This window comes from Pseudomonas sp. NPDC087639, assembly GCF_044743385.1.
Lineage (GTDB): Bacteria > Pseudomonadota > Gammaproteobacteria > Pseudomonadales > Pseudomonadaceae > Aquipseudomonas.
The window spans coordinates 62,205-89,135 of sequence record NZ_JBIUWI010000014.1; the positions used below are offsets into that span (position 1 = coordinate 62,205).

General features: G+C 60.9%; 22 protein-coding genes. 10 read left to right on the forward strand and 12 right to left on the reverse strand.

What is annotated here, in order from left to right:
• Nucleotides 1-55: 55 nt before the first annotated feature.
• The 5 genes from ACIOVB_RS08720 to hflK (ACIOVB_RS08740) all read right to left on the reverse strand — a co-directional run bounded on the left by ACIOVB_RS08720 (nucleotide 56) and on the right by hflK (ACIOVB_RS08740) (nucleotide 6,362).
• Nucleotides 56-307, reverse strand: a complete 252-nt coding sequence (locus ACIOVB_RS08720) for a hypothetical protein (protein WP_401266721.1) — start codon at nucleotides 305-307, stop codon at nucleotides 56-58.
• A 118-nt stretch (nucleotides 308-425) separates the two neighbouring features.
• Nucleotides 426-2,327 carry a heavy metal translocating P-type ATPase gene (locus tag ACIOVB_RS08725; RefSeq protein ID WP_401266724.1) on the reverse strand — a complete coding sequence of 634 codons (1,902 nt, stop codon included), beginning with the start codon at nucleotides 2,325-2,327 and terminating at the stop codon, nucleotides 426-428.
• On the reverse strand, nucleotides 2,324-3,385 hold the full coding sequence (gene hflK, locus ACIOVB_RS08730) for a protease modulator HflK (protein WP_401266727.1): 1,062 nt from the start codon (nucleotides 3,383-3,385) through the stop codon (nucleotides 2,324-2,326). The genes ACIOVB_RS08725 and hflK (ACIOVB_RS08730) overlap by 4 nt, the downstream gene beginning before the upstream one ends.
• Nucleotides 3,382-4,404, reverse strand: a complete 1,023-nt coding sequence (gene hflC, locus ACIOVB_RS08735) for a protease modulator HflC (protein ID WP_401266730.1) — start codon at nucleotides 4,402-4,404, stop codon at nucleotides 3,382-3,384. The genes hflK (ACIOVB_RS08730) and hflC overlap by 4 nt, the downstream gene beginning before the upstream one ends.
• Nucleotides 4,401-6,362: a protease modulator HflK gene (gene hflK / locus ACIOVB_RS08740; RefSeq protein ID WP_401266733.1), complete on the reverse strand. Its 1,962-nt coding sequence runs from the start codon at nucleotides 6,360-6,362 to the stop codon at nucleotides 4,401-4,403. The genes hflC and hflK (ACIOVB_RS08740) overlap by 4 nt, the downstream gene beginning before the upstream one ends.
• A gap of 212 nt (nucleotides 6,363-6,574) precedes the next feature.
• Here hflK (ACIOVB_RS08740) and lpdA point away from each other — a divergent pair, with 212 nt between their 5' ends.
• On the forward strand, nucleotides 6,575-7,975 hold the full coding sequence (gene lpdA, locus ACIOVB_RS08745; protein WP_401266736.1) for a dihydrolipoyl dehydrogenase: 1,401 nt from the start codon (nucleotides 6,575-6,577) through the stop codon (nucleotides 7,973-7,975).
• A gap of 86 nt (nucleotides 7,976-8,061) precedes the next feature.
• On the opposite strand, the gene ACIOVB_RS08750 is transcribed toward lpdA, so the two are convergent.
• The gene (locus ACIOVB_RS08750; RefSeq protein ID WP_187677209.1) at nucleotides 8,062-8,535 is read right to left on the reverse strand and encodes an Lrp/AsnC family transcriptional regulator; all 474 of its coding nucleotides are present in this window, start codon (nucleotides 8,533-8,535) and stop codon (nucleotides 8,062-8,064) included.
• A gap of 144 nt (nucleotides 8,536-8,679) precedes the next feature.
• Here ACIOVB_RS08750 and ACIOVB_RS08755 point away from each other — a divergent pair, with 144 nt between their 5' ends.
• Nucleotides 8,680-9,309 carry a LysE family translocator gene (locus tag ACIOVB_RS08755; protein WP_401266740.1) on the forward strand — a complete coding sequence of 210 codons (630 nt, stop codon included), beginning with the start codon at nucleotides 8,680-8,682 and terminating at the stop codon, nucleotides 9,307-9,309.
• On the opposite strand, the gene ACIOVB_RS08760 is transcribed toward ACIOVB_RS08755, so the two are convergent.
• Genes ACIOVB_RS08760 through ACIOVB_RS08785 form a run of 6 tightly spaced genes read right to left on the reverse strand, consistent with a single transcriptional unit; the run spans nucleotide 9,306 to nucleotide 17,508 of the window.
• Nucleotides 9,306-11,444 carry a hypothetical protein gene (locus ACIOVB_RS08760; RefSeq protein WP_401266743.1) on the reverse strand — a complete coding sequence of 713 codons (2,139 nt, stop codon included), beginning with the start codon at nucleotides 11,442-11,444 and terminating at the stop codon, nucleotides 9,306-9,308. The genes ACIOVB_RS08755 and ACIOVB_RS08760 overlap by 4 nt on opposite strands.
• Nucleotides 11,431-12,615, reverse strand: a complete 1,185-nt coding sequence (locus ACIOVB_RS08765; protein WP_401266746.1) for a DUF3142 domain-containing protein — start codon at nucleotides 12,613-12,615, stop codon at nucleotides 11,431-11,433. Before ACIOVB_RS08765 ends, ACIOVB_RS08760 begins: the two co-directional genes overlap by 14 nt.
• A gap of 60 nt (nucleotides 12,616-12,675) precedes the next feature.
• The gene (locus ACIOVB_RS08770; RefSeq protein ID WP_401266749.1) at nucleotides 12,676-13,491 is read right to left on the reverse strand and encodes a class I SAM-dependent methyltransferase; all 816 of its coding nucleotides are present in this window, start codon (nucleotides 13,489-13,491) and stop codon (nucleotides 12,676-12,678) included.
• Complete coding sequence (locus ACIOVB_RS08775) at nucleotides 13,485-14,639, reverse strand: acyltransferase family protein (RefSeq protein ID WP_401266751.1); 1,155 nt, start codon at nucleotides 14,637-14,639, stop codon at nucleotides 13,485-13,487. The genes ACIOVB_RS08770 and ACIOVB_RS08775 overlap by 7 nt, the downstream gene beginning before the upstream one ends.
• Nucleotides 14,636-15,937: a glycosyltransferase gene (locus tag ACIOVB_RS08780; RefSeq protein WP_401266754.1), complete on the reverse strand. Its 1,302-nt coding sequence runs from the start codon at nucleotides 15,935-15,937 to the stop codon at nucleotides 14,636-14,638. Before ACIOVB_RS08780 ends, ACIOVB_RS08775 begins: the two co-directional genes overlap by 4 nt.
• Complete coding sequence (locus ACIOVB_RS08785; RefSeq protein ID WP_401266756.1) at nucleotides 15,931-17,508, reverse strand: glycosyltransferase; 1,578 nt, start codon at nucleotides 17,506-17,508, stop codon at nucleotides 15,931-15,933. Before ACIOVB_RS08785 ends, ACIOVB_RS08780 begins: the two co-directional genes overlap by 7 nt.
• 427 nt (nucleotides 17,509-17,935) lie before the next feature.
• Between ACIOVB_RS08785 and ACIOVB_RS08790 the strand changes: the two genes are divergently transcribed.
• From ACIOVB_RS08790 to ACIOVB_RS08825, 8 genes are read left to right on the forward strand one after another with little or no spacing between them, the layout of a single operon-like run.
• Nucleotides 17,936-18,850, forward strand: coding sequence for a GDP-mannose 4,6-dehydratase (locus ACIOVB_RS08790; RefSeq protein ID WP_401266759.1), 915 nt, complete (start codon nucleotides 17,936-17,938; stop codon nucleotides 18,848-18,850).
• A complete protein-coding gene (gmd, locus tag ACIOVB_RS08795) occupies nucleotides 18,847-19,818 on the forward strand; it encodes a GDP-mannose 4,6-dehydratase (protein WP_305440595.1) in 972 nt (323 codons plus the stop codon). Before ACIOVB_RS08790 ends, gmd begins: the two co-directional genes overlap by 4 nt.
• 3 nt (nucleotides 19,819-19,821) lie before the next feature.
• The gene (locus tag ACIOVB_RS08800) at nucleotides 19,822-21,264 is read left to right on the forward strand and encodes a mannose-1-phosphate guanylyltransferase/mannose-6-phosphate isomerase (RefSeq protein ID WP_401266762.1); all 1,443 of its coding nucleotides are present in this window, start codon (nucleotides 19,822-19,824) and stop codon (nucleotides 21,262-21,264) included.
• The gene (locus tag ACIOVB_RS08805) at nucleotides 21,265-22,062 is read left to right on the forward strand and encodes an ABC transporter permease (RefSeq protein WP_187677220.1); all 798 of its coding nucleotides are present in this window, start codon (nucleotides 21,265-21,267) and stop codon (nucleotides 22,060-22,062) included. It begins immediately after the preceding gene.
• Nucleotides 22,062-23,315: an ABC transporter ATP-binding protein gene (locus ACIOVB_RS08810; protein WP_187677221.1), complete on the forward strand. Its 1,254-nt coding sequence runs from the start codon at nucleotides 22,062-22,064 to the stop codon at nucleotides 23,313-23,315. The genes ACIOVB_RS08805 and ACIOVB_RS08810 overlap by 1 nt, the downstream gene beginning before the upstream one ends.
• On the forward strand, nucleotides 23,312-24,679 hold the full coding sequence (locus ACIOVB_RS08815; protein WP_401266765.1) for a glycosyltransferase family 4 protein: 1,368 nt from the start codon (nucleotides 23,312-23,314) through the stop codon (nucleotides 24,677-24,679). The genes ACIOVB_RS08810 and ACIOVB_RS08815 overlap by 4 nt, the downstream gene beginning before the upstream one ends.
• Complete coding sequence (locus tag ACIOVB_RS08820) at nucleotides 24,663-25,793, forward strand: glycosyltransferase family 4 protein (RefSeq protein WP_401266768.1); 1,131 nt, start codon at nucleotides 24,663-24,665, stop codon at nucleotides 25,791-25,793. The genes ACIOVB_RS08815 and ACIOVB_RS08820 overlap by 17 nt, the downstream gene beginning before the upstream one ends.
• Complete coding sequence (locus ACIOVB_RS08825) at nucleotides 25,794-26,924, forward strand: glycosyltransferase family 4 protein (protein WP_401266771.1); 1,131 nt, start codon at nucleotides 25,794-25,796, stop codon at nucleotides 26,922-26,924.
• Nucleotides 26,925-26,931 lie beyond the last annotated feature (7 nt).

Below are 26,931 nucleotides of genomic sequence, written 5' to 3' on the forward strand. Positions count from 1 at the left end.
CTGATTAAAAGTGGCCGCAGTGGCGTGAGCCACTGCGGCGGCACTTGCCGGCCAGTTATTCGCCGACCTTGCCACCTGCTTTTTCGCAAGCCGCTTGAGTCATGGCTTTGAAACCCTGGCCTTTGCAGGAGCCCAAGCCTTTGCAAGCGTGGTCTTTGGTTTTGCAGTCGTTCTGGCCTTTGCAGGCAGTCACGCCGTAGCAGTGAACGTTGGCATCAGCGGCCATCGCGTTGGTTGCGACACCGGCAAACAGGGTAGCGGCAGCCAAAGCGAGAGCGGCACCAGCAGCAGCGGTCTTGATAGTCATTTTTCTTATCCTCGGTAATCATCAGGTGTGTCGGCTGGACGGTGTGTTCAGTCACGACATAGCACTAGAGAGAGCGGTCCCGACGGCGTTACAGAGGTGTCAGAAAAAATATTCAGATTTATTCCTTGAGCTTGAGCAGCGGCTCCTGAAAACGCAGCAAACGCCCAGCGTTGCCCAGTACCAGCAACGTACTGAGGTTATGCAACAACGCGGCGATCATCGCCCCGGCGGCGCCCAACCAGCCGAACGCGGCGAATACCACGATGGCCAGCGTCCAGCCCAGACCGATGATCACGTTAACCTGCAAGGTGCGACGACACTGACGACTCAGCCGCACGCAAGTGCCGAGGCGACGCAGGTCGCTGCCTATCAGAACGATGTCCGCCGACGCCAAGGCGATGTCTGCCCCGCCCGCACCCATCGCCACACCGACTACGCCCGCCTTCAGTGCCAGTGAATCGTTGATGCCGTCACCGACCACCATAGGCCGGAAGCCGTTGTCGATTTCCTTGAGTACGCGATTGAGTTTGTCCTCGGGCAAGGCCTGGGCTTGTACCTCGTGCAAGCCGACTTCTTGCGCCAATGTCTGGGCGACACTTTGTCGGTCGCCAGTCAGCAACAGTTGCCGCCCGAGGCCCAGTTCGCGCAATTCATTGAGAGCAAACCGGGCTTCCGGTTTGACGCTGTCGGCCAACAACAGCCAAGCGAGAAATTCACCGTTCAGGGCCAGGCCGGCAATGGGGCCGTCATGCTCGGGAATACTCGTCGTGGCGATTTTCAATTGGGTGAACAACTCTGGCCGACCAAGCGCTGCTTCGCCCTGCGCGGTCATTGCGACGATACCGAGTCCCTGCCGCTCGTGGATTTCGCTCAGCGGCAGATAGCCTTCCTGACTGATCAAGCCTGCCAGTGCCCGACTGACCGGGTGACTGCTCGCCGCGCCGAGGCTGGCGGCGAGCGCCATGACCGTCGATTGATCCGCGCGCGAACTGTTGATCGACTGCAAGCGCAAGGTGCCGTAAGTCAGGGTGCCGGTCTTGTCGACCACCAGCGATGTGAGGTCGGCCAGTTCTTCGAGGAACGCCGAGCTGCGGATCAGAATCCCATGCCGCGCCGCAACCGCTACACCGGCAATCGCCGTGGCTGGCGCCGACAACACCAAGGCGCAAGGGCACGCCGCCACCAACACCGCAAGCATCGCTTGCGCGTTGTTGGTGATGAACCAGGTGACCGCCGCCAGCAGCAACACCAGCACCATGTAACTGCCGGCATAGCGTTCAAGCAATCGAGTGATTGGCGGTTTGGAACGTTCGGCGTTTTGCATCAGAGCGATAACTTTGCCGAGCGTCGATTCGTCGCCGGTGCGGCTCACTTCGATTCGCAGCAGGCCGTCTAGATTGATCGCGCCGCCGAACACCGTCATGCCCACTGCAGCTTCTACCGGAACCGACTCTCCGGTAATCGAAGCGGTGTCGAGGCTGGCCTGGCCAGAGAGAACTCGACCGTCAGCCGGCACCCGATCGCCGGCACGCACCTCAACGGTATCGCCCGGTTTCAGCGTGCCGTTGTCCACTTCAATGATCGAGCCGTCAGCCTGAATCTTTCGTGCATGGCTGCGGGTCAATTGGCCGAGTGCATGAATCGCTTCTTGGGAACCAATGACGCTGCGCTCCTCCAGCACATGACCGAAGATCATGATGATCGGCAGCAAAGCCGCAGTGAGCAGATCACCCGTCGCCCAAGCGCCGAGCATCGCCAAAGCAATGAGTTGATCAGTGATGCCGTGCAAGCTCGGATAACGCAGGCTGTACCACGCCGAACGCATCACCGGCACCGCCACTAATAAAGAAGCAAAACCGAGCAGCAATTGGCTGACACCGGTTTGCTCCGGCGCCAGCCAACGCCAGATCAAGCCGAGGCCAAGCAAACCCAGGGCGAGCATCGCCAAGGTCAATTGCCTCGCCGCACGACGTTGTTCGGCCGAGGACAACAGGCTCGGTGCTGGGGTGGTCGCGCTCATTGACTGGCTCCCTGAATGATCAGGCGGGAATCGTCTTTCGGATCGACTGTGGTCACCGATCCGGCTTGGCCGAGGATCTTCGGCATGCGTTCGCGGTACAGACGCAAGAGCAATTGCGGGTCGGTGCCTTGTTGTTGGGCTTTGGCCAGGCTCAACACCGTCGCAGTGTCGGCAGATGCTTTGGCCAAGCGCTCACCCGCCTGAGCGTGGGCGACTTGCAGCGTGCGGTCGGCTTGTTCGTTGGCGGTCTGGGTGAGTTTCTCGGCATCGGTGCGCGCGTTGGCTACGGCTTTGTCGGCTTGCTGGCTGGCGGTCAAAACGGCGTTGAAGGCACTGACGGCAGGATCGGGCAGACTCGATTGCACATCGACCCGCGTCACTTCGACACCGATGCCCTGACCGCTCGCCTTCAGTTCGGACAAGCGTTTGTTGATGCCTTGCACCAGATCACCCCGCAGTCTTTCGCGGCGCTCGGCGGCCTGATTGTCGGCGCCGATCAGTTCCGGTCGGGCAACCAGAATGGTGTCCAGATCCCGAGCGGCCGTCAGTGCCACGGCGCTGCGCGTGACCAAACGATCCAGCGCCGGCACCACATGCTCGCCCTGAAGCACAAAGTCATAGGGGTCAGTGACCTTGTAAAACACCCGCACATCCAGCTGCACCACACCGGCATCACCGGTCAATAAATAACCAGAGCCGGCCAACGCATCGCTGATCGGTGTGGCGAATGAAGCGACCCGTTCAGCTTTCAACGCTTCGTCACTGCGCAGCAGATTCTCTACTCGACGCTCGATCACACGATCCGCCGCTGGCAGCAGAACTACCTGCTCGAACGGCTGTGGCCAGGCCAATAACAGGCCGGCGTTCTGGATGCGATCCAGCGCACCAAAGTGCAAAACCACGGCGCGATTCTGCGGATCAATCTGCCGCACATTGGAAAACGCCCAGGCCAATGCGGCCACCACCGTCACCGCGTACAAGGCAAAAAATGCCAAGCGTCCCGCCTGAATCCACGGACTGTTCAGCGAATGTGTTCCACGTGGAACTTCTTCATTCATGGCTGCGATCCGGATTTGCTGTCGAGATTTGGCGGGCCATCGACCAGCACGCGGAACGGCGCGGCATCGGTGCGCAGGATCAGTTTGGTGTCTGGGGTGACGATGGTGCCGAGGGTATCCAGTGAGCGCAGCAGGTTGTACAGCTGCGGCGAACCCGCGTAGGCGCGACCATAAATCTGCGCGGCCTCAACGCGAGATTGCGCTTCGATATCGGCGGCTTTCACTGTGGCATCCGCCTGCACAATCCGCGCATCGCGTTCGGCGGCAGAGCGAATTTGCGCCGCCTCACGCTTGCCGATTGCGGTGCGTTCGGTGGCAATTGTTTCACGCTCGGCGCGCATGCGATCAACCGTGGCAGTGAGTGTCACTGAGGGCAGCGTCAGCCGTTCGATACCGACCTGCACCACGCGCACGCCATAAGTGGCGAGCAATTGCTGATCAATCTGCTGACGTAATTGTGCTTCGAAATCGGCAATCCGCACCTGACTGGCATCGGTGTTCACCAAGTTGGCCAAGTCGAAACTGCTGGCGGTGGTCTCCAGGGCAGAGCCGACAAACGTGCGAATCTGCCGCGCCGCTTCGTCGGGCTGGTTCTGCACTGCACGCATGAAGCGCTGCACATTGTCCGGGTCACCCTGCACCTGCCACGCGACGTAAGCCTGGACGATGATGCGCAAACCGTCGCGGGTGCCAACATCCTGCAAACCGCTGGAGGTGGTGCGCAGGCGCAAGTCCACCGGGATCGCCGCTTCGAACGGCGCCGGCCAGCGCCAGCTCAACCCCGGCTCGAGCAGAACTCGCGACGGGTTACCGAAACGGGTAATGACAGTCGCTTCACCGGAGCGCACTTGCACCACACTCGCTGCGGCGATGGCGAACGCCACCAGCAACGCCGCCCAACCCATGCGCCGCCAAGGGAATGGCCCCGCCTCCTCCGGCGCACCGTGGTGGTGGTGACCGTGATGATGGTGATGCCCGCCGCCGTGGTCATGATGATCGTGTGTATGCGACTGGCTCAATGGGCAACTCCTGGTTGAGCGGTGGTACGCGCGGGCGTCGGGTCAGCCGGCAGCGTGAACGTGCGCAAGTCGATGGTCGGCGCATTGCTGCTGCCGCCTAGGCGATGGTCGAGGATCAGCAATTTGGCTTTACTCAGGCCGTGGCTGAGCTGACTGAGGTATTGCTCCAGCACAAATGCCTGGCCGGCGCTGGCGTAGGCTTTTTGTTCGGCACTGAATTTCAAATCAGCGGCCTGTGCGGCTGCGCCGATTTCGCGGGCGTTGGCGCTGGCCTGATCGCGAGCAAGGCTGGCTTGCAACTGCGCCTGGTTGCTCGCTTCGGCAGCAGCACCGCGCTCGCGGGAGATCAACGCCTGCGCACCGATCTGCGCCGCTTGCACACTGTGATAGGCGTTCGCGGCGCCGGCCGGCGGGTGAATCGCCTCAACCACCGTGGCGAGAATCTCCACGCCACTGTCGAGTGTTTGCAGATCATTTTGCACCGCACGGCCGATCTCTTCCGCCAGCCCTACCCTGTCCGCACCGAGCAAACCGTCGAGGGTGCGGGAGGCAAAGTCGTGGACGAGAATTCGGCTGGCGGTGCTGCGGATGAGAGTCGGCACGTCGGCGCTGTTGTAGGTTGCAGCCAGCGCTGCCTGATCACTCAGACCGATGCGGTAGACGAAGCGCACGTCCATGTTGACGATTTGAAAGCTCTGTTGCTCGCCCCGACTGCTGGCGATGACTTGGGATTTATCGTTCACATGACTGGCGTCCCACAGGCGATTTGCTGTAATCGGTGCTGGGCCTTCGGCGGGATCGAATTGCAGCGGTGCCGGGTTTTCGCCGACGCTGGTCGCCAGTTCATGGACCACGCCGTTTTCGACGTTCAACACTCGACCCAGTGGCCATGGCAAACCGGCGTGCAAACCGGGGCCGAACACCTGCACCGGTTTGCCGAAACGTTCGTAGATGCCACGACCTTGCAGGGGAATTTCGTGGATACCGGTCAGCAACCAGCCGAACGCCGCGACCAGTGCCAACACCGGAAGAAACGCACGACGCATGTAACTGAACGCCCAGATCTGGCGCAGATCGATGCCGAAGCGGTTGTGCAATTCGTGCTGCAGCGCGAGCAGTGGTTGAGGCGGCCAACGCAGCAGGTCGGCGACAAAACTGCGCGCCAGTAGCGTCGGTTCAAGCTGTTCGCGGCGGGGACTGAATATCGAAAGAACGGCACGCAATAGCAACTCAATCGCGACCAACCCCGGCAAGATGCCGATCAGCACTGCAAGGCGAACCGGCCATAAGGCGGTCTCGCTGGCGAACAACAAACACAGCGCCACCACCACCAGGTTGATGATCGCGACTCGCGACAGTTGCGCCAGCGAACTTGCTTCAGGCCATTGCGCCGGGGTTTGCTGAGCCAGTTGCCGCTCCAGCACCAGCAAACCAAACGCCAACAACAGGGCCAATGCCGCGCCGACGGTGGCAGACGCCCCAACAGCGGCGGGCGGTAAGGCAAGGTTCCACACCTGCTCAATGCTGATCACCACCAGCACTGCCCAAGCACCCAGCCATAACGTCGCCGTACCGATCAGACTTAGTAGGTGCAGGCTGCGTTGACTCAGTCGATCCAGCAGCCGTTCGTACCAGCCATCCGGCGCGCCAGGCTGCTCCATCGGCGCAGGAGTCGGTACGACAGGATTGATTACTCGTGCCCGCCATCGCGTCACCCACCAAGCCGATTGCAACCCGGCAACCAGCACCAGCAACGCCGCGCTCTGGTTGATCAGTAGCGGAACCCACAACGATTGCGGCGCAAACAGTGCGACAAAAAACGCCAGCACCCACCCTGCCCCGGCCAATCCCCCCAACGAAATTGCCAGCCGTCGCAATCGGCGGCCCTGCGTAACCGCCTGCTGAAAGCGCGGCAATCCGGCCACTTGCGTGCCATCAACCTCCAGATCGACCTGCATATCACCCCAACGCCATCGGCTCTCATCTCATATCGTTACGATATAACGAAATACGTGAAATATTCGTCCACAAATTGCGCTTATCTAAGAACGCCCAAGCTGTCGCTTGCCTGAAGCCTTGACCGAAATGTTCGGGATCGCACATATTACGCTCGTAATTTTACTCAAGAACTACCGTTAGCGATCCGCATCCCTCAACCAGGAGTAAGCGCATGAGCAACTATGACGTAGTGATTCTGGGCGGCGGCCCCGGTGGCTATAACGCGGCCATCCGCGCTGGCCAGTTGGGCCTCAAGGCTGCCTGCGTTGAAGGTCGCGCGACGCTCGGCGGCACCTGCCTGAACGTCGGTTGCATGCCGTCCAAAGCCTTGCTGCACGCCTCCGAGCTTTACGATGCGGCCATGGGTGCGGAATTCGCCAATCTCGGCATCGAGGTCAAACCGACGCTCAATCTCGCGCAGATGATGAAGCAGAAAGACGAAAGCGTGACCGGCCTGACCAAAGGCATCGAGTTTCTGTTTCGCAAGAACAAGGTCGACTGGATCAAAGGCTGGGGCCACATCGACGGCCCGGGCAAGGTCACCGTGACAGGCGATCAGGGCAGCAAGATCGAGCTGACTGCCAAGGACATCATCATTGCTACCGGTTCCGAGCCCACGCCCCTGCCCGGGGTCGAGATCGACAATCAGCGCATTCTCGATTCGACCGGCGCGTTGTCCCTGAGCGAAGTACCCAGGCATCTGGTGGTGATCGGCGCCGGCGTGATCGGCCTCGAATTAGGTTCGGTGTGGCGCCGTCTCGGCGCGCAGGTCACCGTGGTCGAATACCTCGACCGCATCTGCCCCGGCGTCGATGGCGAGGCCGGCAAAACCCTGCAACGCTCACTCAGCAAGCAAGGCATCGCGTTCAAATTGAGCTCGAAAGTCACCAGCGCCACCACTTCGGCCAACAGCGTACAACTCAGCGTCGAACCGGCCGCGGGCGGCACGGCTGAGTTACTGGAAGCGGATTACGTGCTGGTGGCCATCGGTCGCCGCCCCTACACCCAAGGCCTGGGCCTGGAGAACGTCGGCCTGAGCACCGACAAGCGCGGCATGCTCGCCAACAAACAACATCGCACCGAAGCCCCGGGGGTCTGGGTGATCGGCGACGTCACGTCCGGGCCGATGCTCGCGCACAAGGCTGAAGACGAAGCCATGGCCTGCGTCGAGCAGATCCACGGCAAGGCCGGCGAGGTCAATTACGACCTGATCCCCAACGTGATCTACACCAAACCGGAGCTGGCCAGCGTCGGCAAGACTGAAGAGCAGCTCAAAGCTGAGGGCCGCGCCTACAAGGTCGGCAAGTTTCCGTTCACCGCCAACAGCCGGGCGAAGATCAACCACGAGACTGATGGTTTTGCCAAAGTCCTTGCTGATGAGCGCACGGATGAAGTGCTCGGCGTGCACCTGGTCGGCCCCAACGTAAGCGAAATGATTGGCGAGTTTTGTGTGGCGATGGAATTCAGCGCTTCTGCCGAGGACATCGCCCTGACCTGCCACCCGCACCCAACTCGCTCCGAGGCGTTGCGCCAGGCCGCGATGAATGTGGAGGGGATGGCGACGCAGATGTAGAAGATCAAAAGATCGCAGCCTCCGGCAGCTCCTACCTGAAATGCGTACCCTGTAGGAGCTACCGAAGGCTGCGATCTTTTCGGTTTTCAGGATGGAAGATGCCCCAACGGCAACGCTCCCGGCGTCTTCACCGTGTGAATCGCAAAGTTGCTGCGGATATCGCTCACCCCCGGTAGTTTCAAAAGGCACCCACTGAGAAACCGGTCATACGCACGCAAATCCGGCACCACCACTTGCAGCAGAAAGTCAGATTCCCCCGAAACCAGAAACGCTGAAATCACCTCCGGCAACGCGGTGACGGCCGCGTAAAAAGCTTCGGCCTGTTCGTCGTTGTGGCGCTCGACCTTCACCCCGACAAACACCGTCAATCCCAACCCCACCTCATCGCGATCCACGTTGGCCTGATAGCCGCGAATCACCCCCGCCTCTTCCAGCATCCGCACCCGCCGCAAACACGGCGACGCCGACAAGCCGATCTCATCCGCCAGCTCGACATTGCTCAAGCGTCCGTCACGTTGCAGGGCGGCGAGAATCTTGCGGTCGAAGGCGTCGAGTTTCATGGTTGGCAGATCCTGATGGCGAGAGCGCAAAAAGAAAGCAGGTTATGCCAATACAGAGGCATTTTGAAGCGGACTACGCAAGCACCTGCCTCGCCCTTCGCCTCTAGACTGACGTCACCGAATCGACAACGAAAGGAGTGTGACGTGGCGAGTCTATGGCTGTTTTTCCTGGCATTGGCGGTGGTGTTTCTGTTGCCCGGGCCGGACATGATTCTGCTGCTGCAAACTGGCGCCCGACAGGGCCGCGGTGCGGCGCTGGCCACCGTAATAGGCTTGGCGATTGCCCGCGCATGTCACGTGGTATTGGCGGCGTTGGGGCTGTCGGCGCTGTTCAAGGCTGCGCCGTGGACGTTCGAAGTGGTGCGCCTCGCCGGGGCGGCGTATCTGCTGTGGATCGGCATTCAATGCCTGCGCAGCACGCTGGTGCCGAACCTGGATGCCGGGGATGTTACCGAGGCACGCGGGCAATGGCGCGAAGCAATCCGCCGTGGCTTGCTGACCAATCTGCTCAACCCCAAAGCGTTGCTGTTCTGCTCGGTGCTGCTGCCGCAATTCATCGTCACCGACGGCGCACCGGTGCTGAGCCAGTTCGCCCTGCTCGGCCTGTTACTGGTCGGCATAGGCCTGCTGTTCGACAGCATCTACGCCCTGGCCGGTGCCGCGCTGGGCCGTTGGCTGCAACACAGTCCAACGGCGCAACGGGTTCAACAATGGCTGTTCGGCAGCCTGTTGATCGGCTTCGCGGTGCGCCTGACGTTCATCCAGCAGGCTTAACCCTTGCGAGTCTTGCGCTGGCGACGAGTGATCAGCAGCAACGCCGCGCCGACCGCCAGCACAATCGCGCCGATCTGTACCGGCCACTTGTACGGTCGCAGGCCCGCGCGGACAGCGTCGGTGACTTGGGTGACGTAGCGTTTGTCGGCGTTTTCGAAATCCGGGTACGGGCACTGATTGCCGAAATCCACTGCCCACGGCACGTAAGCGCCTTCCTTCACGTAACGCTGATACAACGCGCTCTGATCTTCCAGGCTGCTGTTCCAACCAGCGGCGGAACACAGCACGGCGGCAAACGCCTGACTCGTGTGCGGCAGGTTGTCGGCGGCGCGATTGGCCAGCGCGGTGGCAACAAAGCGATAGTGATAACGCTGATCGGGCTGCGCTTCACTGGCCTTTTGGCGTTGAACCTCGGCTTCGGATACCAACGGACCGATTTTCAGCTCGGCGGTTTCCAGGCTGTAATTGCCGCCGAACGTGGCGTAATCCGGGGCCATCTCGTAACCGAGGATATCCATGCCCCACTCACGTGCCGTCCACGCCGCGTTGTACAGCGCACTGGCGCGCTTGGTCGGCCACCAGGCGGAATCGGCTTTCAGTCTTTGCTCGCCGTAGAGGCGGGCCTTGTTCTGCAGATCGGGATTGTCGAAATAGCCGACGGCCTCTGCGTAATGCCCTTCGCGCAGCAAACGCCGGCCCAGCAGATTGCGCAGACTGGCGGCGACGGGCAGCGGCACGTAATTGTCACGCTGCTCTTGGGTCAGCGCCGGCGGTGCCGGCACGTTGGCGTCGACATACTGCTTGAGTTCGTCGACGGTCAGCACGCGTTCGGCGACCGTCGCGGCATCGAACCAATAAATGCTGTTGCTGCGATACAGCTGGACGAAGGCTTGCAGGTACTCACCGCGTTGCAACGCCAGAATCGCGCTTTCGCCCTCGACCCGGCATTTCGGCTGGACCGTTTCCAGTGCCCAGTCCGGCGTGCGTCGATAGCCCCAGTCTTCGTTTTGCGGGAAGGCCTGCGCGGCTTTCGCATAGGCGGCTGCCGCCGCATTCTTGTCACCGTCGCGCACTGCCAGTTTCGCTCGCAGCCACCACGCGAGACCACCGTCGCCAGCGTGTTCGAGAAAGGCTTTGGCGCTGGCGTAGTCGCCCTGCTGATAATTCACCGCTGCCAATCGATCGGCGTTGTCGAAGGTGCCACGGGTACTGTTTTGCAGAAGCTTGACCAGTTTCTTTTCGTTCGGCGGTTCATCGCCAAACGACCAGCCGAGGCGGCTGAGCAACGATGCGGTGACCAGTTTCTGCACCCCTTCGTGTTGCATCAGCTTGGCCAATTCCGGCTCGGGCATGTCGGCCAGCTCGTTCGCCAGTTGTTTCAGCGAGGTGTAGCCAACCGGTGAACCGTGCACGCTCTGCGCTGCATAAAGATTGATCGCATCGTCCCAGCCACCGGCCATACGCGACGCTCGCGCCTCTTCCCCGAGGCTGGCGACACCCAGTCCCAACGGATCGCTGAAACCGTCGATGCTCAGTTGCCGGGTCTGGCGAAACGCCGAGATCGCCTGCTCCAGCGGATCGAGCATGTCGTCAGCCTCGGCGCTCATGGCGAACAGCGCGCGCCCCTCGGAATACGCTGCCCACGTACTGCGCAACGGGCGCTGATCCGCCGGTAGCGCCAGCAGTTGGCGGAAATAATCGACCGCCAGTTGATGCTCGCCGACATTGAAGGCCACCGCTCCCGCCACATACAGACGGATTTCCGCCGGCAGACTGCTGCCCTGTGTATAAGCGTCGCGGGCATCGGTAAGCCCGCGCAGACGCGTAACCAGTGCTTGCTGTTCATCGGTCAGGCCGGCGGCTTCAGCCTTGTTGCGCTCCTCGGCAGGTTCCGCCGGCTCGGCGTAAATAGCGTTCGCATTGTCGGCGGCAGGTGCGGGGTTTTTCAGCCCGGCGATCGCTTTGCCCAAGCGGCTGACTTCGAAGTTGAAGTTGCCTTCGGGCAGATCGGCCAGCGTCTGCCCTCGATTGTCGAGCAGGCGCATCGGGAAGTCCGGGCCGCAGGCCAGCGCCGAGCCCAGCGGCAGACAGAGGCTCAGGCAGAGCAGATGGCGGGGCCAGTTACGGGTCAACATGCGAACCTCCTTGATCAATAAATGCACAGCGCGCCCAACCGATGGCGCGCTGCCCGTTCGCCGGCAAGCGACCGTTGCGAAGGCGGGTGAAGGTAAGCAGATCCGGGCTCTGTTGCAATGAATAACCGGCGAGCGCGTCGGCGCCTTCGCAGTCGCTGGCCTTCACGGTGATACGTGCGGGCCAGGCGCTGTCGAGGTTGCCGGGGTTGTCGAGTCGGAGGTCGTAGAGGCCGCTGTGTTCACTGACGCTGAGGGCGAGTTGGCTGTGCAACTCATCGCCCCGCGCAACGGCGCGCAGCGTGGTCAGGCTCCAGGCGCGGCGGTCATTGACCAGCGGCAAGCGAAACCAGATCAACCCGGCCAGATGCGCGGGTGGATCGTCCCGCAGCGCTTTGCCGAGTTGGCTCAGTTGCACTGGATCGGCGAGCAGTTCTCGGCGCTGACCGCCACGCTCAAGCGGCACCTCACTTTCCACCACCGGCGCGCCGTCGACATCCGGCAACAGCGCCACACCGTAGGCGGGCAACGCCAGATAAAAAGGTTTGCGGGTGATTTCCCCCCAGGCCTCGGCCCAACGCCGCGCCTGCTCAGCGTCGAACAAGCCGCGTCGCGGGTCGCTGACGGCATGCACTTGCAGCACGCTGCTGTCGACTGTCGCCAGCAAGTTCGGCAATTGCGCACTGTCGAGCCAGGCCGGCAGCGCGGTAATGCTCAGAGGCAACGATTGCGGGAGTGCCGAGCGTAGATGTGTGAGAAATTCTGCGTAGGCCGGCAGCCGCGCATTGCCGGCATCGTGGTCGATTTCCACGCCACTCAGGATCAGGCCCAGCGCCTGCCAGTCATTGATGAGCTGAAGGATCTGCGCCGTGACCTGCTGCTGATCCAGCGCCTTGAGTTGGCCATCGAGGCGAATCACCGCAATCAGCGGGCGGCCATCGCTTTTCAGCAACTGCGGGTCGATACGCGCACGGCTCCACCCGGCATTCGGGAACGCCTGCAACGCCAGCACCCGCAAGGTGGAAAAATCACTGCGGCTATCGCGCAACGCCGCCTCATGGGCCGACGTCCACTGGCGTTGCCAGACGTAGAGTTGCTGATCGAGTGGCGGTGAATCATGCCGTTCACAACCCGAGAGCAAGACCCCAAAAAACAGCCCCACAATAAAGCGCATACCTTGCAAACCCCTGACACACAGGGCTGCAAGGTTACACAAAACTCAGTTGCAAAAGCTTCAAGGCTTACGGGCGATGATCACCTGACTTTTCGCCACGACCGCATCCAGCGCCTGCTTGATCTGCGCCCCGCGTGGCGAGTCCAGCACCGCCTGCCAGGTGTCGGCCCAATGATTGAGCAGTGGATGATCAGGGTTACTGAAATCGACCTTGGCTTCCCAGAACAGCAGCATCCACATCGACCAGTAAAAGCCGTACTGGCTGTGGCTGATGATCTCAAGGCCGGCCTCACTGACCATGGCCTTGAACTGCTCTTCGCTGATGATCCGGATGTGGTTGGGCTTCTGGAAATACTCGGGCGCCGCGATGTCTTTTTGCAGGTCTTCGGAGCTCGGGTGCGGCACGCTCAACAGGTACAACGCGCCCGGCTTGCCGACGCGCACCAGTTCGGCGAGAAACTGCGCCGGGTCGTCGACGTGTTCAATGACTTCGGTGGACACCACGCGCGTCGCTGTCGCGTCGGCAATCGGCAGCGGATTGCAGTCGGTGACGTGGCATTCGATATCGCGCGCCGGGGTGTCGCCCAGACGCTGACGCGTCGCCTCGACCTTGGCGCCGTCGATGTCGGCAATGATGATCTTCGCCCCGCGCATCCCGCAGAAATGCACGTTGCCACCATCACCGCAGCCGACATCCAGCAGCGTGTCGTCAGCGCTCACGGGAAAGCCTGTGAACAGCTCGCCGGTTGCCTGGTTGAACCAGCCGCTGAGCATCGCGTCGTGCAGGCCGAGCATGTACGGATCAGTCTTCTCGGCGACCGCAACGGCAGGCTGTGCAGACGTCGCCGCCGTGAGTTTCTTCAAAAGGCTCAGCATGAGGTGGCTCCAGAGGATGGGACGGCGGTGGGTGACGTACCGAGGCGTTTGACCAGTGCTGCGCCGCGGTTGCGCATAGGCATTTCGATGAAACGGTAATTGAGTTCGCTGAGCAGCGCGATCAGGCCGAAAGCGATTGCCAGCGTTAGAATCGGATGGCCGGCAGGGCTTGGCAGTCCGGAGCTCTGTAGCCGGAAAATCAGTTCACGCACCAGTTGATAGGCCGGAATGTGGATCAGATAGATGCCGTAGGAGCGGCTGCCGATCCACGCCATCAGCCGTTGCAGATGACCGGCGGGCAACAGATAGTCACGGTTGTAAGAAGCAATCCAGACCAGCACCGCACTGAGCAGCGCGATCGAACCGATGCGGTAATTGGCGAAGGTGAACCGGTCGGTCGCCATCAAACTCATCAGCAAACCGGTAGCGATCAAGGCCAAAATCCCGACCCAGGGCCTGCGCAGACACGTCGGCTGCCAGCGCTGATAACCCGGCTGCACACTCCACATAGCCAACAGCACGCCGAGCGCCAGGGCGTCGGTGCGCACGGCCATCAGCAATGGCGTGCGCATCGTGAAAATCTGCACGGCGACAAGCGCCAGCAAGGCCCAGACCAGATGCTTGCGACAGAGCAGAATCAACAGCGGAAACAGCAGGTAGAACTGCTCCTCCAGTGACAGGCTCCAGTAGACGAAACTGCTGCCGTACTCGTAGTGGAAGAAGCTGTCGGCAAAACGGAAGTTGGCGTACTGCAACACACCCGCCAGCGTTGCTTGCAGGTTGGCGTACAGCGAACCGAACGCGCCCGAACGATTGAGAAACACACACGCCAGCAGCATCAGAGCCAACCATAACCAAGCCGATGGCAACAGCCGAAAAGCCCGGCGCAGCCAGAAGTTGCGCGTCTGTTGCCAGTATTCCTGGCGGGTTGTGCAACCTTGCAGCACCGGGATCAGGCCACGGGCGATAACAAAACCGGAGATGGCGAAAAACAGATCGACGCCCCACCACGGCTGGGCCCAGGCGTGAATTTTTACCAGCAGCGGCACCGGGTCGGTAAACAGGCTGCCCTGCAAGTGATGGAACAGCACCCCCAGCACCGCGATCGCACGCAGGACCTCAATGTCCATGATCCGTTTGCTGTTCATGCTCCGGGGGTTTCCACGGTCACACCACGGCGCTCGAACAACTGCGCAAAGAAAACCCGTAACCGCTGTTCAGCGACTGCCTGGCTGCAGAACGCTTGCAGGCTGCCGACCGCTTGCGCCGACATCCGGGCATAACGCGCCGGGTCGTTTTTTGCCACTGCATAACTTTCCCGATAGGCCGCGCACAACGACGCCCAGTTGGTCATGTAGCGCAGCGTACGAAAGGCCTTGCGTGGGTCGTGCGGCCAGGCTGTGAGTTCATCGGTCGACTCGATCAGGAACGCATTTTCGGCGCTCAGGTAATCGATCATCGCGGTGGTGCGCGGGGCCACCGCCGGTTTGCCGCACGACATGAACTCCATCAGCGGCAAGCATTGGCCCTCGCCGTATGACGTATTCACTACATAACGAGTGGCCTGGACCAGTCGCTCGTAGTCGGGATCGGCAAGGTAGCCGTAGATCAGCACGATACGGCAGCGATAAGACTGGTTTTTGTACAGGTGATGCAGGATGTCGCTCAGCGCTTCTTCGGCATCGTGGTGCGTGAGCTTGAGCACCAGCGTGGCGTCTTCGACGTCGCGAAAACTCACGCAGAACGCGCTGAGCATATCTTCCCAATTCTTGCGCCCATCACCGGGATTGAACACCGAGGTGTACACCACACCGTCAAGCAGCAGCTCCTGCTCGGTGAGCGGCGCCTCAAAGTCGATGCCTTTGCCACTGCGCAAATGCATCGGGCCGAAGGCATTCAGATCCAGTTTTCGACTGTCGGCCACCAGGCCTTTGATCTTCAACCGCACCGTAGCCACCGGCGACTGCCCTTGCAACTGCGCGCCGCGGGCTGCGAAGCGATCCCATACCGGCGCCGGCACCGCGACAATCGGGTAATCAGCCTCCATTGCTTCGCGCACGGCGTTGACCGTGTAGCTGGAATGGGTAATGGCAGCACCGCAAGCGTGCAGCACGGTGCGCCAGTCATTACGCGGCTCACCGGCAAACGGTTCGTTGGGGATCGTGCTGAATTCCCATGCAAACACCGGGAGAGTCGGACACGCCAGGTTCACCGGCGTGCGATGCGGCGGGGAAAACGACAAGAACACACAGGGCTCGCCCCGAGCCAGACACTCCAGATAGAGCGCATCGACTTCGACCTGCGGGTCTGCCACTTCCACCACGCGCCCGAGGCGCTCGAGTACCGGGCGATACTCCTTGAGCACGAAGTAGTAACTGTATTCTGAGCGGCCCAGGTTCTGCGCGATGGTGTGCTGGTTGGTTTCAGAATGGATGATGATCAGCATGAGGCGCTATCCGTCACTGGCACAGCATCCAGGGTGCGCGGCACCAGTCCGAAAAAATCAGCCATGCGCTTTTGCACCGGCGCGAACGCGCAGTAATCGTGCATGCGGGCAATCGCAGCAGCCGACAGGCGCTGGTAATCCTCAGGCTGCGTTTTGGCCATTCGATAGCTGCTTTCATAAGCGCTTTTCAGCGAGCCCCAGTCGGGCCGATGACGCAGTGTGCGATAGATGATGCGACTGTCCTGCGGCCAGATAGTGAGTTCCTCACTGGACTTGACCACGAACGCCACCGACTCGTCGATGTAGTCTTCCATGGCCGTGTGATCCGGTGCGATCACCGGTTTGCCACTGGACATGAATTCCATCAACGGTAGACACAGCCCTTCGCAACGCGAGGCATTGACGTAGAAACTGGCGGCGCCATAAAGCCTGGCGTATTGCGCGTCGTCCAGATAACCGTGCATCACCACCACCCGGCAAGCAAAGGGTGAAAGCTGCGCGAGCAAGGTCATTAACTCGCTGTAGTAAGACGCCAGATCGTTCTGGGTGATCTTCAGCACCAGTGTCGCATCGGCTCTTTCGCGCAAGGCCCAGCAGAACGCGGTTATCAGTTGATGCCAGTTCTTGCGGCCATCCTTGGGGTTGAACACGCTGACGTAGATCACGCCGTCGACCGCTATGTCGACCACCGACGAGGTGTCCGGCAGGTTCAGCGGCTCGGGTTCGATAACCGGTACCGGTTGCGGGCCGCAAATGGCCGGCAGACGTTTTTCGAGCCAGCCGTGCAATACGTCCGGGACCCGATCGCGAACTCCCTCCCAATACCAGTTGTGCAAAAACTTTGATCGCGGCAGCGGTGGCTCGTCGTGGCGCCCTGCATTCAGCACCCACAGACGCAGGTAATGCCGGGCAATGATCAGGCGGCGTTTGAAGGTCAGCGGTGGCGGTCGGGTTGCCTCGAGCTCGGCGGCCAGAGCTGCTTCCTGCTCGGCGGTCAGTGGTGTCGGGATCAAAGCATCGGCCGACAACCCGAGCGTTCGGGTATCGAAGATGCAGCCCTTGATGGAAAGCACCGCGCCGGGATTGATCGGCCTACAGACGTGTTGCTCGCGAATCGCCGTGAAGTTCTCCCACAGCGGAGTCGGCAACACCAACACTGGAAAGTCTTCGCCCATGGCCCGGCGAATGGCTCGGGCGGTGTGGCTCGACAAGGTGATGACCCGGCCCTGACGCGCAAACATCTGCGTCCAGTCATGGTGCGGATCGTTGTCCCACTGCTCATCCGGGATAGAGTCAAACTCCCATGCCACGACGCAAATCGTCGGACACTCAAGTTCCATGGGGGTTTTATGCGCAGGGGTGAATGACAGGAACACGCTGTCTTCGCCGGCGGCGAGCAGTTGGCGATAAAGCGGATCGACTTCGGCGCTGGACGACACAATGTGCACCTGACCGAGACTCTCGAGTATCGGGCGATAGGCCTTGAGCACAAAGTAGTAGCTGTATTCGGGACGCCCCAGGCTCTGGCTGATGGAGCTGTCGTTGACGTCCGAGTAAAGAATGAAATTCATGGCATCCCACGATGAGGCCGCCATCCCGGCAGCCTCATGCTATGACGGCCCGGCGTCGGATCAAGTCGGCATCACCGGCGCTTGTCCTTCATCTTCAGGCACGTCTTTGTTCTTGTTTTAGTGGTCAGTTTCACCCCGTTGCACAATGCCCACGGCGAACCGACGGGAATGGCGACGAGGGTCATTCTAAACACATCCGCAAAGGATCCGTGAACCGCCCGGCGAGAATAAATCGGTCTACGCTAACGAGAACTGACCAGTCACGGTTTGGCCAGTTGAAATTGCTGTGCAATTGGCACAGATTGGTAACAAACAACTACAACAAAGACTTCGCCTGTCGTCCTGCCGGTGTTTTCTACCGGTCTGACAGACTTACCCTCAAAGCCTGTGGGAAAGTGGCGCAAGTTCAAGACCAAGGGGTCGCTGTTTGAAAAAGCGTCTGTTCATCACGGGTCTCAGTGGCTTCGTGGGACAACATATTCAGTCACGTCTGACCTTGCCCGATTCGTCGTGGGAGCTGCTGCCTGCCGCATCGCCCTACGACCTCACGGATGCCGGCAGCCTCAGCGACCTGTGGCCGCAGATTCCCGACGCGGTCATCCATCTGGCCGGGCAGACCTTCGTCCCCGAAGCCTTCCGTGATCCGGCCCGCACCCTCGATATCAATGTTTTCGGCACCCTCAATCTCTTGCAGGCGCTCAAGGCTCGCGGCTTTGCCGGCACCTTCCTGTACGTCAGCTCCGGCGACGTTTATGGCCAGGTGGCCGAAAGCGATCTGCCGATCACCGAACAACAACCGCCCTGCCCGCGCAACCCTTACGCGGTGAGCAAACTCTCGGCAGAGTTTCTCAGCCTGCAATGGGGCCTGAGCGAGCACTGGCCGGTGCTGGTGGCGCGCCCGTTCAACCATATCGGCACCGGGCAGAAAGACAGCTTTGTCATCGCCAGCGCTGCGCGCCAGATCAGTCGCATCAAACAAGGCCTGCAAGCGCCGCAACTGGAAGTCGGCGACATCGACGTGACGCGTGATTTCCTCGATGTCGGCGATGTCGTATCGGCCTACTTCGCGCTGCTGGAAAAAGGCCAGTCGGGGCAGGTCTACAACATCTGCTCGGGGCGCGAGCAAAGCATCCGCAGCCTGATCGAGCAGTTGGCGGATCTGGCCGAAGTCGAGATGCAACTGGTTCAGGACCCGGCGCGCATGCGTCGTGCCGATCAGCGCCGCGTTTGCGGCAGCAACGCAAAACTGGCCAAAACCACAGGATGGGCGCCAGACATCACCACACAACAATCCCTGCGGGCGATCCTGTCCGACTGGGAGACGCGAGTACGACAAGAATGACAAAAAGTGCACTGATCACAGGGATCACCGGCCAGGACGGCGCGTATCTAGCCAAATTGTTGCTCGACAAGGGCTACAAGGTTTATGGCTTCGTGGCACGGCGCAGCAGCGATTCGCGCTGGCGCCTGCGCGAAATGGGCGTCGAAGCCGACATTGTCTATCTGGACGGTGACATGGCCGATGCCTGCTCGGTACAACGTGCGGTCATTCAATCGGCTCCGGACGAAATCTATAACCTCGCCGCGCAGAGTTTCGTCGCCGCGTCGTGGAATCAACCGGTGACCACCGGCATCGTCGATGGCCTGGGCGTTACTCATATCCTCGAAGCGATCCGCCAATTCAGCCCGCACACCCGCTTCTATCAGGCCTCGACCAGTGAAATGTTTGGTCTGATCCAGGCTGAGCAACAGGACGAGAACACCCCGTTCTACCCACGCAGCCCATACGGCGTGGCCAAACTGTATGGCCACTGGATCACCGTCAACTACCGCGAAAGTTTCAACCTGCACGCCAGCAGCGGCATCCTGTTCAACCACGAATCGCCGCTGCGTGGCATCGAGTTCGTCACCCGCAAGGTCACCGATGCCGCCGCCCGCATCAAACAGGGCAAACAGCAGGAGCTGGCCCTGGGCAACATCGACGCCAAACGCGACTGGGGGTTTGCCGGCGACTACGTCGAAGCCATGTGGCTGATGCTGCAACAAGACAAGCCAGACGATTTTGTGGTCGCCACCGGTGTCACCACCACGGTGCGGGAAATGTGCCGTATTGCCTTCGATCACGTCGGCCTCAACTACCGCGACTACGTGAAGATCGACCCGGCGTTCTTCCGCCCGGCTGAAGTCGAAGTGCTGCTCGGCAACCCGGCCAAGGCTCAGCGCGTGCTGGGCTGGAAGCCGAAAACCGACCTGGATACCTTGATCCGCATGATGATGGATGCGGACATGAAACGCGTCGCCAAGGAGTAGGCCATGCTGATCCCCGTGATTCTGTCCGGCGGTGCCGGCACCCGTTTGTGGCCGGTGTCCCGCGAGGGCCATCCCAAGCCGTTCATGACCCTGCCCGACGGCCAGTCGCTGCTGGGCAAGACTTACCAGCGTGCAGCAGGGTTGCTGGACGGCTGGGGCGACATCGTCACGGTGACCAATCGCGAGTACTACTTCCAGAGCAAGGATCACTATTGCGCCGCCCACGTGTCGCGCCATCGCGGGCACTTCCTGCTGGAACCGACCGGGCGCAACACTGCCCCGGCCATTGCCGCCGCCGCCCTTTCGCTGCAAGCGCTGCATGGCGACGACGCGATCATGGTGGTGATGCCCGCCGACCATTTGATCGTCAATCAGGACGCGCTGAAAAGCGCGGTCGAACACGCGGTCAATCTGGCCAGGGACGGTTATCTGGTGACTTTCGGTGTGCTGCCGACGACCCCGGAAACCGGCTTCGGCTACATCGAAACCGGTGCGCCGCTGGACGCAAAAGGCGCGGCCAAGGTGCAGCGCTTCGTGGAAAAGCCCGACCTGCAAACCGCCACGCATTACCTGGAGAGCGGCAACTTCCTGTGGAACTCGGGCATGTTCTGCTTCACCACCGCGACCGTGCTTGCCGAGCTGCAACTGCACGCGCCAGAACTGCTGGAGCAGACCCGCGCCTGCATGGCCGCAAGCGCCCCGGTGGAAACCGTCGGCTGCCTGCAACAGGAACTGTCGCCCGCGCTATTCGCTGAAATCACCGACATCTCTATCGACTATGCGTTGATGGAACGCTCGGGAAAAGTCGTGGTGGTGCCCGCCGGTTTCGACTGGAGCGATATCGGTTCGTGGGGGGCGGTGGCCGCACTGGTGCCGGCCGATGCCAACAACAACCGCGCCAGCGGCGAAGCGATTTTCATCGACAGCCACAACAACTTCGTCCAGAGCGAAGGCCGGCTGGTAGCCGCCGTCGGTGTGGATAACCTGATCATCGTCGACACCGCCGACGCCGTGCTCGTGGCCCATGCCGACCGTGCGCAGGACGTCCGCCGCGTGGCCAAGCAGCTCAAGGACAAATCCCACGAAGCCTATCGCCTGCACCGTACGGTCAGCCGCCCATGGGGCACCTACACCGTTCTGGAAGTAGGCCCGCGTTTCAAGATCAAACGCATCGTGGTCAAACCCGGCGGCAAGCTGTCGCTGCAAATGCACCATCACCGCAACGAACACTGGGTGGTGGTCGAAGGCATGGCCAAGGTCACCAATAACGGCACCGGTACACACTTGGTGGCCAAGAACGAATCGACGTTCATCGCCGCCGGCCACCGGCATCGCCTGGAAAACCCTGGCGTGATCGATCTGGTGATCATCGAAGTCCAAAGCGGCGAATACCTGGGAGAGGACGACATCGTCCGCTTCGAAGACCAATACGGCAGGACGGTTTGAATGCTGCTTTCCCTGTATCGCTCGCTGCACAGCTACCGTGGATTCATCCTCGGTAGCGTGCAACGAGAGTTTCAAGCGCGTTACCGCAATTCGCTGTTCGGCGCTTTGTGGCCGATCTTCAATCCGCTGTCGATGATCATTGTTTACACCGTGATCTTTTCCCACATCATGCGCGCCCGCCTGCCCGGCGTGGACGACAGCATGGCGTACAGCGTCTACCTCTGCGCCGGCCTGCTGGCGTGGGGGCTTTTTTCGGAGATCACCCTGCGCAGTCAGACCATGTTTCTGGACAACGCCAATCTGCTGAAGAAAATCAGCTTTCCGCGCATCTGCCTGCCGGTGATTGTGTTGATCAATGCCGGGATCAACTTCGCCATTATCATCGGGCTGTTTCTGGGCTTTCTGCTGGTGACTGGACGCTGGCCAGGCATGGCCTTGATGGCGTTGTTACCGTTGATAGCGCTGCAGATGATGTTCTGCGCAGGGCTGGGGATGGTCCTCGGCGTACTCAATGTGTTCTTCCGTGATGTCGGACAGCTCTTTGCCATCTGCTTGCAGTTCTGGTTCTGGCTGACGCCGATCGTGTACCCGATCAGCATCCTGCCGGAATGGGTGCAGCGTCTGCTGCAACTGAACCCGTTGACCAACCTGTTCAGCAGCTATCAGAACCTGTTTCTCTACGGTCAGTGGCCGGTCTGGAGTTCGCTGCTGCCGATCGCCATCACCGGGGCGGTCTTCTGCCTGATCGGGCTGCGGCTGTTTCGCCAGCGCGTCGGCGAAATGGTGGATGAACTCTGATGGGGCATATTCGCGTGACCGGCCTGAGCAAGGCCTACAAACAGTACCCCAACCGCTGGAGCCGACTGGCAGAGTGGCTGATCCCCTTCTCGCCCATCCGTCATCGCCAGCACTGGGTGCTGCAAGACGTCGAATTCGAAATCGCCCCCGGAGAAGCCGTGGGCATCGTCGGCGCCAACGGGGCTGGCAAAAGCACCTTGCTGAAGATGATCACCGGCACCACGCAGCCCACTGGCGGCAAGATCGAACTTGAAGGCCGTGTGGCGGCGTTGCTGGAGCTGGGCATGGGCTTTCACCCGGATTTTACCGGCCGGCAGAACGCGATCATGGCCGGCCAGTTGCTGGGAATGCAGCTCGAAGAAATCGAAGCACTGATGCCCGATATCGAGCACTTCGCCGAGATCGGCGATGCCATTGATCACCCGGTGCGCACCTACTCCAGCGGCATGCAAATGCGACTGGCGTTCAGCGTTGCCACCGCGCGGCGCCCGGACATTCTGATCGTTGATGAAGCGCTGTCAGTGGGCGACGCCTATTTCCAGCACAAAAGCTTCGAGCGCATCCGCAGCTTCCGCAAAGCCGGGACAACCTTGCTGATTGTGTCCCATGACCGCTCGGCCATTCAGTCGATCTGCGACTCGGCGATCCTGCTCAAGGACGGTCGTATGGCCATGTACGGCAAACCCGAAGCCGTGCTCGATTACTACAACGCATTGATGGCCGAACGCGAAGGTCAGGTAGTGCGCCAGGAAATGCTCGCTGGCGGTGAAGTGCAGACCGTTTCCGGCACCGGCGAAGCGGCGATTCTCGGCGTGCGCCTGCTCGATGAACACGATCACAGCATCGACGCCGCCGAGGTCGGGCAACCGGTGGTGCTGGAGGTACAGGTTGAAGTGCGCAAGGACATCGAGCGGCTGGTACTGGGCTTCATCCTCAAGGATCGGCTGGGGCAAATGATGTACGGCATCAACACTCACCGTCTGAACAAGGCGCTGACCGACCTGCATGCCGGTGAACGTTTTACTTACCGTTTCGCCTTCATCATGGGCCTTGGCAAGGGTAATTATTCGGTGTCGCTGAGCCTGTCGCGTCTGGATTCACACTTGGACCGCAACTTTGAATGGCGTGACTACGGCTTGGTGTTCCACGTAATCAACAATCGCAAGGAAGACTTCGTCGGTTGTTCATGGCTGGACGCGCAGACCACGATCACCCGTGATACGCCGGCCAGGATCACCGAGCGCGCGCCATGAGCCGATTGTTGGTGGAATGCACCCACGTATTCAAACACCCAGGGATCAACTCCGGGATACAACGGGTGGTGCGCAATGTCATCAATCAACTGCCGCCGAGTGTCGACGGCGTTGAATGTTTGCCGGTCATTTTGCTCAACGGCCAACTCTATCGGGTGACCCGTCTGGCGCCGTTGGACACCCCGGGGTTCAACGCACTGGCGACCTTCGGCGAAAGGCTGCAGCGCCTTGCCCATCGGTTCTGGCAATGGCGTCTGCGAGTCGACGCCGACCGCACCTCGAAACTGGCGCGACGGCTCCTGTATGTCGGCTATCGCCTGACGGCGTTCGCTGCGTTCGGCCTGCCACTGCGCCTGATCAATCAGATCAACCGCACGCATCTCCTCAAACGTTGTTCACCGCTGCAACACCGGCCGGGCGATCAACTGGTGCTGCTGGATTCGTCATGGCACTCGGATTTTTTCGCCCACATCGAGCAGCTCAAACGCGACGGTGTCGGCATGATTGCGGTGATATACGATTTGATCCCGCTCACTCACCCACAGTTTTACGACACACGTCTGGTCGAAGTTTTCAGCGAGTGGTTCGACTGGATCACCCGCACGGCCGACGGCTACATGGCGATTTCCGCCACGGTGCGTGATCAGGTGCGCGAAGAACTGCAGCGGCGAATCGGCGCCGAGCAGACTGACAAGCGTTGGTTCGATTTCTTTCACCTGGGCAGCGAACTCGATCTGCACTGCCTCGAAGCGACAGTCGATCCGCGCCTCAAGTCGCTGTTCGCCGCACCTGAGCCGGTATTCCTGATGGTCAGCACCATCGAGCCGCGCAAGAACCACGCGTACCTGCTCGACGCCTTCGAACGCGCCTGGGCGGCCGGTTCAACCGCACGGCTGTGCATCGCCGGACGGGTCGGCTGGAAATGCGACAGCCTGCTCGCCCGTGTGCGCAGTCATCCAGAACTGAACCGGCGTCTGTTCATGTTCAACGACCTCAACGACACCAGCCTCGAACACGCCTATTCCCACGCTACTGCATTGGTATTCCCCTCGTTCGTCGAAGGCTTTGGTTTGCCACTGGTGGAAGCCATGCAGCGCGGCTTGCCGGCGATGGGCAGCGATATCGCGATATTTCGCGAAATCGGCGGCGAGTTCATGGCGTACTTCGATCTGCAGGATCCGCAAAACCTTGCCGACTTGATCACCGGATTCCAGCGCACCGGCCAGTTTCCCGCCGCCCGCGATGTCGCCGACTGGCAGTGGATCGGCTGGCGGGAAGCCAGTCTGCAACTGGCTGAACGCAGTGTCCGCAATGTCCTTCAAGCGCCAGCGGCGCCAGCGAGGCAACATGCGCATTGCCCTTAACGCACGGATCCTGCAAGCGCCGCGCACCGGCATCGGCCACTACGTCGCCGAGTTGGTCAACGCCTTGCGCAGCGAACCTGATATTGAAGTGACGTTGTTCCACGGCTGGGGCTGGAGTTCAGCGTTGCCGGTAGCCGCCATGCCCGGTTATTCGCGGCTGACGCCACTGCTGCGGCAGATTCCAGGGGCGTACCAGGCACGCCGCTGGCTGGAGCAGAAGCGCTTCGATCAGGGCCACGTGCAGGGCATCGACCTGTATCACGAGCCGAGCCTATGGCCGCTGGCCTTCGACGGGCCGACCGTGATCACCCTGCACGACCTGACACATCTGCATTTTCCTGACACTCAGCCATTGCCACGCCTGAAGGAAATCGAGCGTCGCCTGTCCGTCGGCGTACAGCAGGCGCGGCTGATTCTGACGGACTCGCAGGCGATTGCCGACGAAGCTCAGGACTACTTCGGGCTGCCCGCCGAGCGTTTTGTCGTCGCGCCACTGGGCGTCGCCGAACGATTCCATCCGCGTGAGGCGAACGCCATCGACGCCGTGCTCAAAGCACATGCCATCAAGGCGCGGGAGTATTTTCTGTGTGTCGGCACGCTGGAGCCGCGCAAAAACCTGAGTCTGGCCTTGCGCGCCCATGCCCTGTTGCCGGAGGCGGTGCGCGAGCGCTTTCCGCTGCTCATCGTCGGCATGGCCGGTTGGCAGCGTGAACAGTTCAGCGACGAGCTGCGTCAGGCACTGGCCAGTGGGCATGTGTGCCTGCTCGGTTATCTGCCCGATGAACAAGTAGCGCAGTTGTTGGCCGGCGCCCGGGCGCTGATTTTTCCTTCGCTTTACGAAGGCTTTGGCCTGCCGGTGCTTGAAGCGATGGCCAGCGGCACACCGGTGGTGATCACCCGCTCTTCGGCCATGCCGGAAGTGGCGGGCGCTGCCGGCAACTATATTGAAGCTGACGATGCAGTCGGATTGCGTGACGTGATGAGCCGACTGATCGACGATCAAGCACATTGGCAGGTATGCCGAGAGGCCGGATTACAGCAGGCACGGCTTTTTTCCTGGGAGCGTTGCGCACAGGCCACGGCCGGTGCCTACCGCCAGGCCATGGGAGGTTGAATGCGAGTTCTTCATTTTTTCAAGACGTACCTGCCTGACTCGGTCGGCGGCATCGAACAAGTGATCTTCCAACTGTGCGAAAGCGGCGCCCAACACGGTATCGATGGCCAGGTCCTGACCCTCAGCGCCGACCCGAATCCGCCGGTTGTGCAACTCGGTCAACACGAAGTCCACCGGGCCAGACTCGACATCCAGTTCGCCTCCACCGGATTTTCCTGGAGCGTGTTCAAGCAGTTTCGCGAGATGGCCGCCGAGGCCGACGTGGTCAATTACCACTTTCCGTGGCCGTTCATGGACCTGGTGCATTTCGCCAGTGCCATGAAGAAACCGAGCGTGGTCACCTATCACTCGGACATCATCCGCCAGAAGCACCTGCTCAAACTCTACCGGCCATTGATGAACCGCTTCCTCGCCAGCGCCGACCGCATTGTCGCGGCCTCACCGAATTACCTGCACACCAGCGATGTATTGCAGCAGTTCCAGAACAAGACCCGAGTGATTCCATACGGCTTGAACAAGGCCGGTTATCCACAAGCCGATAGTGAGCGCATGAACCGTTGGCGCCAGCAGCTTGGGGATAAGTTTTTCCTGTTTGTCGGGGTGATGCGTTATTACAAAGGCCTGCATATCCTGCTCGATGCCTTGAAAGATGTGGACTACCCGGTAGTGATCGTTGGCGCCGGCCCGCTGGAGCAGGAACTGCACGCCCAAGCGGCAGCGCTGGGCCTGCGCAACATTCATTTCCTCGGACGTCTGGGTGATGAGGACAAGGTCGCGTTGCTGCAATTGAGCTACGCCATTGTCTTCCCGTCGCACCTGCGCTCCGAAGCCTTCGGTATCTCGCTGCTCGAAGGCGCGATGTACGGCAAACCGATGATCTCCAGCGAGATCGGCACCGGCACCAGCTACATCAATATCCACAACGAGACGGGTCTGGTCGTGCCACCCAGTAATCCACAGGCCTTTCGCGAGGCGATGCGCACGCTATGGGAAAACCCGCTGCGTGCGGCAGAGATGGGGGTGAAAGCAGAGGCCCGCTATCGGCAGTTATTCTCAGCCGATGAAATGGGCCGCAAATGGGCGGAGCTGTATCAGGAGTTGCTGGAAGAAAAATCGCTGTCCTATGCCTGATTACACG